The following is a 9,920-nucleotide window of genomic DNA, read 5'->3' as shown; positions in this document are numbered from 1 at the left end:
ACAGCCTCGTCCAGGCCGCAAAAGCACGGGCTCGGGGCTACCGTACCAACAGGTATCTCATCAACATGATTTACCTCATCAACGGGAAACTTAATTTCAGCTTACCCATTTGAAACAGCGAGGAGCCTTACTCGATTTACCAACATCGAATAAAATCGATGAGATTTTGAGCGAAGGAGAACAACGTGTGATTGCATTGGGTTCGTTTTTTGCAGAGTTGGCGCTTTCCGATCATTCATGCGGGATTGTCTTCGATGATCCTGTTTCTTCCTTAGATCATTGGCGACGGCGTAATGTTGCTCGTAGGTTAGTCGAGGAGGCGAAAAAGAGGCAAGTTATTGTATTTACTCATGACACCTCGTTTCTTGGTCAACTATGCGATGAAATCGATGCTGAAGGAATTGGAAATTCGATGTCATTTCTTGAATGGAGAGATGGCTTTCCGGGCTGCGTAAACGATGGTCTTCCTTGGGACCATCAGGGTTACAAGGAAAGAATCAGTGATCTTGAACGTGCACAGACAAAGATTGCAAAATCTTGGCCGACATATCCTGGTGAGAAAGAGATGGGTGAAATGCGGCATCAATATGATCGGTTAAGAGCAACACTTGAACGCGTCATTCAAGACGTTGTTTTCAATGGTGTGGTAAAGCGATACCGAGACTGGATTCGCGTGGATTCTCTTGAGGATGTTGTGGGTTTCGACCGCACGGAATACGAAGCGATAGAGAAGTTGCATAAGCGTAGCTGTGATGTTGTTACGGCTCACGATCCATCGTCAGCCAAGGCGGACACAGTTCCTACATCGACGGATCTTGGAAATGACATTGCCGCACTGAAAGCAATTGTTGAGACCATCAAGAATCGCAGAAAAACCGCCTAGTAAAAATGCAAAACGAGCCAGAGGATGCGCGTGACGGCAAATAGGCGCGCTTTATTCGAAACCTTCGCTTAAGGGGAATTAAGATGATTGAGGAAGATAGACAGCACATTGAAGATTCTATTTTAGACGTCAATAACGTCTTCCTGAGAGCTCCAAATGTGCTACTTACTGAGGAAGACCTTCGCATGCACTTGTGCCATAGGCTTATAACCAGATTCGGGACAGAGGAGACGACAAACGACGGAGACACCTCAATCTCATTACACACAGAAGTTCGCTGGTATGGTAAAGGCGATCTCAAAACTCGTTCCGATGTTGTGCTTGTGGATGTCTCAAATCTCGATGTTAAACGTCATGCGGCTTTACCAAGTAAGGGCTACGGATTTAATATACCCAAGGCTATTATTGAATTGAAGTTTCGTAGACCAAATGGTGAATCGACATCGACATTTCTTAAAAAGATAGAGCAAGACCTTGAAAAGCTTCAGGAACTCGTTGGGGTCTTTCATGCTGCCCAAGGACTGAACACGGTGGGGTTCTGGATGGTAGTGTTTGACAAGAAGGCTGATATCGAGAATCGTGTTAATGAGCTTACGATTCCTTTAGGTGTACAAATAATATACACTTTCGCCAGGTGCGACGTGAAGTCGCAGAATTGAACTGTTCTTTGAACCAGCAGTGCCGTCTGTTGCCCTCACCGAGACATGCAAGCAGGGTAACCAACTTGTGTGAAGCTCTCGGATAAACGTACCCGCAGAAAAACTATAGGCCGACCCGTGAGGGAACGCTGAATCTGCCAGTAGCAGGCGGAGAGGGGCAAGAGGGAGCGCGATATGGCCAACATATGTGAATCGTCGTAACTGCCGTAAAGTGTGACGAGTGAAAGCTACTGTAACACTCGAACCAAAAAGGTGAGCGGGTTTGGTAGAGGTTTCTGAGTGTTTCTCTACACGGTCGATAACTCCCGCCGGCGGATAGACGGGGCCTAACTCGTTCGCATGTTCAATCTGCGGAACACGGTAAACCCATAGTTCCGCCTTACAATTTGTAAGGCAATCAAACCGCAAGGAATGACCATGGAGCTGTGGGCAGAAGATCAAGGAGAAAGCGAATGCTGGCCTGTAATGGACCAGATAGGGGTTGCAACATCACCCCATGCGAAAGCAGGCAGACTTCCTTGAGGTCTCGCGCTACAGAAATGCCGGAGAACCTGCATTATGATGGCTATGCTTTCCATCGTGAAGGGACACGACAGGCTGAACGTGATGTTTTGAAGGATTCAGTTTTGGCCAAATGCGGACTCCCGATGCTGCGCCTGTCAACGGTCGGGAGCGATGAGAGGCAACGGATCAGGAGAAAGCTGGATGAAGCGGTAGTTTAGTTCAGTATGGATTCGAGTATTCGAATCGTCCCCTCTTATTGAGCAAATGAGCTAAGACACGGATTTGATGCGTTACTATTTGTACTATTAAACGGTCGTTTTTTGAGACAGTAGGGAAGGGGGATCAAAAGCCCCTTTTTCCGGCTCCATTCTGTCTTATAAAAGCGTCACGCTAATCATTGACTTGTAAAGTCGTCATAGTGGAGTGTTTGTGAGATGCTGGCGCAAAAGGAATTTATTGTTGGCAATAATTGTCATAAATTGACAATGCCTCCAGGGAGTAGCTATTCATGAAATCAAGGAGAACGCCATGCCAATGAACGTCAACTTGACTCCATACCTCGAAAAAATGGTACGGGAAAAGGTTAACTCGGGCTTATACACATCGGCGAGTGAGGTCATCCGTGAAGCGTTGCGCCTCATGGATGAACAGGATTCGATCCGGAAGGCAAGGACCGATCTTCTGAGGCAGGAGATTCAATCGGGGATTGAGAGCGGCGCAGCAACGGTCTGGAATCCTGATGTGATCAAAAATGCGGGAAGAAAGCGGAGTAAGAAATAAGCAGGAGCCCCCCATGCCAATCATCAGGACCCGACCGCTCGCTTTCGACGATCTTGCCGAAATATGGAGTTACATCGCTGAAGACAGTTTGAATCGTGCCGACACGTTTATCGACTCCATCGACAGGAAATTCCATGAATTGGCACGGTCACCCCATATCGGAAGATCTCGCAATGAGCTTCTGCAGGGCCTGTGCAGTTTTCCGGTCGGCCGCTATATCATTTTTTACCTAATCATCCCGGGCGGGATAGAAGTTGTCCGGGTCTTACATGCATCGAGAGATATCGATGAGCAACTCAATCCTCAGGAATAGATGGCAGTGCGACTCATCGGCTATGCCAGGGTCTCGACCTCCGGCCAGGAACTCAACCTGCAACTCGATGCCCTCAAACATGCCGGCATCTCCGACAAACTCATTTTCATCGATAAGGTCAGTGGAACAAAAACGGATCGGCCAGGTCTTGCTGCCTGCATGACGGAACTACAAGCAGGGGACACTCTCATCATCTGGCGACTCGATCGCCTCGGCCGCTCCCTGAAACACCTCATCGAGATCGTCGATGAATTGAAAGGCAGGGGAGTGGGCTTCCGTTCGATCAGTGACGGCGGCATCGATACCACCACCGCCTCTAGCGAAATGGTCTTCAATATCTTCGCCACACTTGCACAGTTCGAGCGGCGGTTGATTCAGGAAAGAACCCAGGCCGGTCTGAAAGCGGCACGGGCAAGAGGCAAGAAGGGCGGACGACCGAAGATTTCTCCGAATGACTCCAAAGCAGATAGCCTCTTCTGGAGCACCGCCCGTTGAAGTTCCGGCAAGAATTCAGGAGGTGTTCAAAGGTTTGCTGGCAGAAGTCTGGCAGGAGGCGCAGGCTATCTCGAATGAGTCCCTCAATGCAGCCCAGGCTGCATTGGTGACCGAGCGGGCTGAAGCAGAAGAGCTTCGGAATGAGGTTTCCGAAGCTTACGAGGTCCAGGCTCAGGAACTCGAAGCTGTCCGACAGCAGCTGGCGGAAGCTCTTGAACAGGTGCGGGCAGGAGAGCAGATTCGGGAGCGGCAGGCATCCGAGCTGGCAGAACTGCCGGCGGCCAAGCAGCAGCGCGATTACGAAGCCGCAAATGCAATGACGGAACTCCATACTGCACGGGAGGCGTTGGATTCTCTCCGTTCTGAGCTGGCTCAGGTTCAGGCCAGAGCGGAAGCTCATGCTTCAGTTGCCGCTGAACGGCAGCAGGATGCAGCCAGGAGGCTGGAAACGGTTCTTGCCGAGCTGGAGAATATGAAGCAGGAGAGCAAGACGGCACTGGATAAAGCGCAGCAGGAAGCCGCAGCAGCGCGTGAGCATGCTGCAGGCCTTGTCGGGCAGCTTGAGGCAATCACGGCCCAGAACAGGGAGCTGATGGCGGCGTTGAAGCGGTGAAAACATAGATAAAAAAGTTGCCCGGATTCTTGAAAATACTCTTTTAAATATTGCTTTGGCATATGTCGGATTCGGAAGATGAAGTCGCAGCGAGTTGATAATTGTAACAGCTTTGCCGGGCTGTAAGTACGGCATTGCTATTCTCGATGTTGGAGGGCTGAAATCGACTTCAAACGTTAAGAAATAGCGCAAAGTATTCGTATAATTACAATTACCCTACTTATTCTATTGGAAAGGCAGGCCATTCCGTGCATCGTAAAGGGGATGGAAACTCCAGGTTAAGACAAGAGAAGATTATGCTTTATGAAATCAAAGAACGGCGTCAATAGAACTCTGACAGTACTGGATATCGGAAGCCTTTCAAGTCATTTGTGGGAGGCTGCCAATATCCTGCGAGGGCCTGTCGATGCCGCAGATTTCAAGACCTACATTTTTCCATTACTCTTTTTCAAGCGACTCTCCGATGTTTATGACGAGGAGTTTGCTGCCGCTTTTGACGAGTCCGCAGGTGATGTGGAATTCGCCCAATTTCCCGAGAACCATCGTTTTCAGATTCCGGATGCCTGTCATTGGGAGGAAGTTCGAGAACGGAGCGCTAATATCGGCCATGCTCTTCAGAAGGCCATGCGGTGCATCGAGCAGGCCAACCCCGACTCACTTCATGGCATTTTCGGTGATGCCCAGTGGACAAACAAGGAGCGTCTCTCCGACGCACTGCTTAAAGACCTGATTGAACATTTCTCTTCGCTTGATCTTGGCAATGAGCACTGCAAGGCGGACATCCTTGGCCAGGCTTATGAATACCTGATCAAGAAATTTGCCGATCTGACCAACAAGAAAGCAGGTGAGTTCTACACCCCACGTTTTGTAGTTACGCTGATGGTTCGCATCCTTGCGCCGCAAACTGGTGAGACAATCTATGACCCGGCCTGCGGAACGGGAGGTATGCTTCTCGAAGCCCTCCATTACGTCAAAGAGCATGATGGCGATTTGAATCTCATGTTGGGGAAACTCTTCGGGCAGGAGAAGAATCTGACAACCTCTTCTATCGCCCGCATGAACCTCTTTTTGCATGGCGCAGAGGATTTTCATATCGAGCGTGGGGATACCTTGCGCTCGCCTGCTTTTTATTCTGGTGACAACCTTGCAGCTTTCGACTGCGTTATCGCCAATCCTCCGTTTTCCCTTGAAAAATGGGGAGAAGATGTCTGGCTCAATGATCCTTATGGGCGGAATTTTGCTGGTTTGCCACCAGCCAAATCGGGTGACTATGCCTGGGTGCAGCACATGGTCAGTTCTATGGCATTCAGAACAGGACGTATGGCAGTTGTGCTTCCTCATGGCGTTTTGTTCCGGATGTCAAAGGAAGGCGAAATCCGTCGCAAGCTTCTCGAAATGGATATTCTCGAAGCGGTGATAGGTCTCGGGCAGAACATATTCTATGGCACAGGTCTCGCCCCTTGCTTGCTTGTTTTTCGTGACATCAAACCGACAGAGCATCGTAAGAAGGTGCTGTTTATTAACGCATCGAAGGAGTTCAAGACCGGTCGTGCCCAGAATAAACTCTTGCCTGAGCATGTCGAGCGCATCCATCGTTGGTATCAAGAGTATCGGGATGTCGAAGGTGCTTGCAGAGTGGTTACGCTTGATGAAATCCGGGAAAACGATTTCAATCTGAACATCCCTCGATACGTGGAACCGGTGATAGAGGAAGAGTCAATGACTGTAGATGAAGCAGTCGAGAACCTCAAGCAGTCACTACAGGCCGCTTATGCGGCCGAAGACCGGTTGAAGGAGCTGCTGATAAGGGAGGGTTTGCTGTCATGAGAATAAAGGTCTTTATCAGCTCTGTTCAGAAAGAACTCGGAGATGAGCGGCTTGCGTTGCAGATTCTTCTTTCTACTGATCCGTTTCTTTCCCTGCATTGTGTTCCGGTTTTATTCGAAGACGAGCCAACGACACTATATCCTGACCCACAGGCTTACCTTGCGTTACTGAAAACCTGTCATGTGTATGTGGGAGTTGTGTGGAAAGAGTACGGCAGGTTGATCGATGGGCTCTCTGCAACTCACCATGAATACCGTCTCTCCAGAACACTGCCGTTACCAACACTTGTTGCAATCAAAGGTACCAATGATCTTGCCCGATCGCCGGAAACCAACGCATTCATAGAAGAAATCAAAAGGGACGGTCATACCTACGAGCGATTTGAAAGCACGGAAGAACTGCAGGAAAAAGTCCGGAAACGACTGGTTCGTTACATCAAGGACTCCTACGACATAGAGCCTACAAGCGATCAGAATACATCAGCCCATAAAACAATTCATATCGCATCTCTGTTTGAGCGTCAACGCCTTGAGGTACTTCCCTGGAGCGGCATTGATACCTCTATTGCTGTTCGTATGGTTGCAAGTTCGGAAAACCTTCCTGCCGGGAGCATAAACAGTGATGAGGTGATGCATACGCTCTGGGAACGAGGTTACTTGTGGAAAGATGAGGACAAACGATATTTAGCGACAGCAGCCGGGATCATGCTTCTTGCGCCTGATCCATCAAAGTATTTCGCCCATGCCCGCATTCAGGTAGCCGCATACGCTGGGAGTGTTCGTACAGCCACCCCTTCTGATCATGCTACTATCAGAAAACCGTTGTCAGAAGCCATTGATGAGGTGGTCGCCTTTATCCGAAAAAACACGAGACATCCGTTGCGCATCGCCGGTTTGCAGAGAATCGAAGTGAATGAATATCCCGAGGCCGCCTTGCGCGAGGCACTTGTAAATGCTTTTGCCCATCGCGACTATGAAGACGCAGGCAGAAGAGTAACTGTTGATCTGTTCAGGGACAGAATCGAAATTATCAGTCCGGGTGCTCTTCCGGGAAATCTGAGTCTTGCAAAACTTCGTTCAGGAAAAGCCCGGTCACAATCGCGAAACCCGAATATCGCACAAGGACTGGTTTTTCTTGGTCGAATGGAAGAGCGAGGCACCGGTATTACCCGTATGCGTGATTCCATGCTGAACCACGGCCTTGATGCCCCGCTTATTGCAATAGCCGATAACGAGGTCGTGGTAACATTGATCGGTCCAGGAGAAAATATGGAGCGGATACTGTTGCCTGAAAACATCACCGGAGGCATCAGTCCTGCTGTCGCTGAAAAGCTGAATGAACGGCAGAGCGCGATACTGGCCGAAATCGTAAGAAGCGGCTCCGTTACCACCGGCTGGATTACCAAAACCCTCGGGGTCGCCAAAGACACGGCTTTCAGAGATGTCAGAGAGCTTGTTGCCTTTGGCTTGATAGAACCTGAAGGAGAAGGACGGGGACGCCATTATATCCTTAAACCGTAATGGTCAGGAGTAGTCTGGAATTGTAAAAAAACGTCCGATAATCGTCCGACTATTTTTCGATAATCGTCCGATAATCGTTGAAATATGAGGATGTTTAAACCTTATCGATGAAGAAGAAGAGTCACATTTCCCAATCTGAACTCGAATCCTACTACTAAGAAGGTGTTGACTATTCCGGTGAAATTGTAAAAAGCGAAGGTCAGGTGCATCGCTATCAAGGGCATGCTGTCAGAAACAATGTTGCGGAACGGTATGGTCTGACTGTTCTCTCCTTGGCACATGAGGGAGATGATCCGTGGCTAACCCTTTTCGAATTGCGGCCAATCAAAAATCCAATGGGCATTCCGATCTCATCCCTTATTGGATCTGCGAAGATGGTTCCGCCCTGGTGGAGCGACGCATTCCACTGCTCCCTTACAGCAAGGGTTGGCCCTCTATCGAATGGTTTTCGGTCAACCCCGGCAGGAAGACCTGCTGTTAGCCTTAGCCAGAATAGAAATCATGAATAACTAAATCTAACGGACTGGCTGATTTCGTTGCAACCAACAGATTAAAGGAATAGAGTGATGGGTTCGGCATATCTGCAGATTATCTGATTCACTATTTGTCGACCTGAACTATACCCTAACCTGATGTCAGAATGATTGTCGGAATCGTGTCAGAATAGAGTGTGAATCCGCATTTATTGGCAGATGAGATCAAAGGTCATAGAGTTCATCCTGACAACTGCCGATAGATGGAAATTGGCCCCATACCAAGGGAAGAATCCGGGACGTTCATGATTTTGTTTACTTGTCGAGTTGCATTTTATGTTGGGGAGAGTTTGCGCAGGACGTGATCTACGAGGCAGAATTGATGACACGGGACAATGTGCTTTTGTAATGGGCAAGGTGTTCTGTAATACAGACCATAATTAATTTTAGATGTCTCGAACCAATTTAGTCCGCCCTAGCCGCGATGGCGATCAGTTCCATTATCTGTGGGCAGCACGCCGCTGCTTGGGGCTTCTGTCGGCGCAGAGCGATTTGGTCGCAATCAGCATCGAGGGGCCATCGCCGGACGAACGGGCGGGCGAGCCTCCGATCAGCGTCGGCGAGGAAGTTATCGATATCGCAGAATATTTCGGGAGCGAAGACTTCCAAGAAGCGCGGCTTGTCCGGTATATGCAGCTTAAACATTCGACGCTGCATGCAAGCGAGCCTTGGACCGCAAGTGGCTTGGAAAAAACTATCCAAGGTTTTACCAAGCGTTACCAAGAGCTGCTCCGGACCTTCTCGACCGATGAGCTCGCGGCGAAGCTCCAATTTTGGTTTGTTACCAACAGGCCAATCGTTTCGGATTTCGCGGAAGCCGTGGCCGATGCCGCAGCTGAGACCATACCACGTCATCCATACGAACTCCAGAAACTCGAACGATTTAGTAGCCTGGACGGCGATTTCCTCACTGCGTTTTTGAAGCTGCTGCATTTCGAAGATCGACAAGATGACTACTGGAATCAGCGCAACATTCTCTTTCAGGATGTGAGTGGATATCTACCGGACACCGATGTTGATGCCCCCTTGAAACTGAAGGAACTTGTCAACCGCAGGGCCCTGTCTGAAGGAGAACAGAACCCAACCATCACCAAGATGGATGTCCTAAGGGCTCTGAGCACTGACGAACGCCTGCTCTTTCCCGCTCCTTGTTTGATCGAGAGTCTGGATGGTGCTGTTCCCCGTGCCCAAGAGTCAGACATCATGCGGGCAATCTTCGGCGCCGCAGCTCCGGTCATCGTTCACGCCTCCGCCGGGGTCGGAAAGACGGTGTTCGCAAACCGTATCGCGCAGGGTCTTCCTGATGGATCCACGTGCATTTTGTATGACTGTTTCGGAAACGGTCAATACCGAAATGCATCTGGCTATCGTCACCGGCATAGAGATGCGCTCGTGCAAATTGTAAATGAACTTGCGGCAAAGGGCCTCTGTCATCTTCTGATTCCCTCTTCTCACGCCGATGCCCCGTCCTATGTGCGGGCGTTTATTCACCGGATGAACCAAGCGGCTACACTGGTGCGGCTTACCAATCCCAGTTCATTCCTGTGCATTGTGGTTGACGCGGCGGATAACGCCCAGATGGCAGCCGAAGAGATTGGCGAGGCGCGATCTTTCGTTCGCGACCTCATCCGGGAGAAAATGCCTGATAACGTTCGTCTAGTTTTTCGGCTCTTCGTCAAATTTAGTGGGAATGCGGGAGGAAATGGATAGCTTGACGTAGTCTCAAGCCTCACCAATCCAACCCGCAGTCTCGTGATGGAATCCCTGATCTCTCATTACCAGCAGCTTCTTGG

The 9,920-nt window shown here is 49.7% G+C and carries 10 protein-coding genes; all 10 read left to right on the top strand.

Annotated features, from left to right (window positions below):
* Positions 1 to 109 precede the first annotated feature (109 nt).
* The 10 genes from E0L29_RS11155 (at position 110) to E0L29_RS11105 (ending at position 9,837) form a co-directional block, all read left to right on the top strand.
* Complete coding sequence (locus tag E0L29_RS11155; RefSeq protein WP_131359087.1) at positions 110 to 883, top strand: AAA family ATPase; 774 nt, start codon at positions 110 to 112, stop codon at positions 881 to 883.
* An 83-nt stretch (positions 884 to 966) separates the two neighbouring features.
* A complete protein-coding gene (locus E0L29_RS11150) occupies positions 967 to 1,542 on the top strand; it encodes a hypothetical protein (RefSeq protein ID WP_131359085.1) in 576 nt (191 codons plus the stop codon).
* 452 nt (positions 1,543 to 1,994) lie between these two features.
* Positions 1,995 to 2,264, top strand: a complete 270-nt coding sequence (locus tag E0L29_RS11145) for a DUF2726 domain-containing protein (RefSeq protein ID WP_347564603.1) — start codon at positions 1,995 to 1,997, stop codon at positions 2,262 to 2,264.
* 310 nt (positions 2,265 to 2,574) lie between these two features.
* The gene (locus tag E0L29_RS11140) at positions 2,575 to 2,826 is read left to right on the top strand and encodes a type II toxin-antitoxin system ParD family antitoxin (protein ID WP_131359082.1); all 252 of its coding nucleotides are present in this window, start codon (positions 2,575 to 2,577) and stop codon (positions 2,824 to 2,826) included.
* Positions 2,827 to 2,839: 13 nt separating this feature from the next.
* Positions 2,840 to 3,139 (top strand): type II toxin-antitoxin system RelE/ParE family toxin, encoded by a 300-nt coding sequence (locus tag E0L29_RS11135; protein ID WP_131359079.1) that lies wholly within the window; start codon positions 2,840 to 2,842, stop codon positions 3,137 to 3,139.
* Positions 3,140 to 3,634: a recombinase family protein gene (locus tag E0L29_RS11130; protein WP_131359077.1), complete on the top strand. Its 495-nt coding sequence runs from the start codon at positions 3,140 to 3,142 to the stop codon at positions 3,632 to 3,634.
* Positions 3,591 to 4,247, top strand: coding sequence for a DNA-binding protein (locus E0L29_RS11125; protein WP_131359074.1), 657 nt, complete (start codon positions 3,591 to 3,593; stop codon positions 4,245 to 4,247). The genes E0L29_RS11130 and E0L29_RS11125 overlap by 44 nt, the downstream gene beginning before the upstream one ends.
* A 303-nt stretch (positions 4,248 to 4,550) precedes the next feature.
* Positions 4,551 to 6,074, top strand: coding sequence for a class I SAM-dependent DNA methyltransferase (locus tag E0L29_RS11120; protein WP_131359071.1), 1,524 nt, complete (start codon positions 4,551 to 4,553; stop codon positions 6,072 to 6,074).
* Positions 6,071 to 7,594 (top strand): ATP-binding protein, encoded by a 1,524-nt coding sequence (locus tag E0L29_RS11115; RefSeq protein WP_131359068.1) that lies wholly within the window; start codon positions 6,071 to 6,073, stop codon positions 7,592 to 7,594. Before E0L29_RS11120 ends, E0L29_RS11115 begins: the two co-directional genes overlap by 4 nt.
* Positions 7,595 to 8,517: 923 nt before the next feature.
* The gene (locus E0L29_RS11105; protein ID WP_207387791.1) at positions 8,518 to 9,837 is read left to right on the top strand and encodes an ATP-binding protein; all 1,320 of its coding nucleotides are present in this window, start codon (positions 8,518 to 8,520) and stop codon (positions 9,835 to 9,837) included.
* The last annotated feature ends 83 nt before the right edge of the window (positions 9,838 to 9,920 follow it).

It is taken from the genome of Chlorobium sp. N1 (assembly GCF_004332115.1).
GTDB lineage: Bacteria > Bacteroidota > Chlorobiia > Chlorobiales > Chlorobiaceae > Chlorobium.
This window is presented reverse-complemented; position numbering and strand designations above follow the sequence as displayed.

Coding starts and splice junctions, on each gene's coding strand:
- E0L29_RS11115 (WP_131359068.1), top strand. CDS start 6,071: ATGAGAATAAAGGTCTTTATCAGCTCTGTTCAGAAAGAACTCGGAGAT.
- E0L29_RS11120 (WP_131359071.1), top strand. CDS start 4,551: ATGAAATCAAAGAACGGCGTCAATAGAACTCTGACAGTACTGGATATC.
- E0L29_RS11140 (WP_131359082.1), top strand. CDS start 2,575: ATGCCAATGAACGTCAACTTGACTCCATACCTCGAAAAAATGGTACGG.
- E0L29_RS11130 (WP_131359077.1), top strand. CDS start 3,140: ATGGCAGTGCGACTCATCGGCTATGCCAGGGTCTCGACCTCCGGCCAG.
- E0L29_RS11145 (WP_347564603.1), top strand. CDS start 1,995: ATGCTGGCCTGTAATGGACCAGATAGGGGTTGCAACATCACCCCATGC.
- E0L29_RS11150 (WP_131359085.1), top strand. CDS start 967: ATGATTGAGGAAGATAGACAGCACATTGAAGATTCTATTTTAGACGTC.
- E0L29_RS11105 (WP_207387791.1), top strand. CDS start 8,518: ATGTCTCGAACCAATTTAGTCCGCCCTAGCCGCGATGGCGATCAGTTC.
- E0L29_RS11135 (WP_131359079.1), top strand. CDS start 2,840: ATGCCAATCATCAGGACCCGACCGCTCGCTTTCGACGATCTTGCCGAA.
- E0L29_RS11125 (WP_131359074.1), top strand. CDS start 3,591: ATGACTCCAAAGCAGATAGCCTCTTCTGGAGCACCGCCCGTTGAAGTT.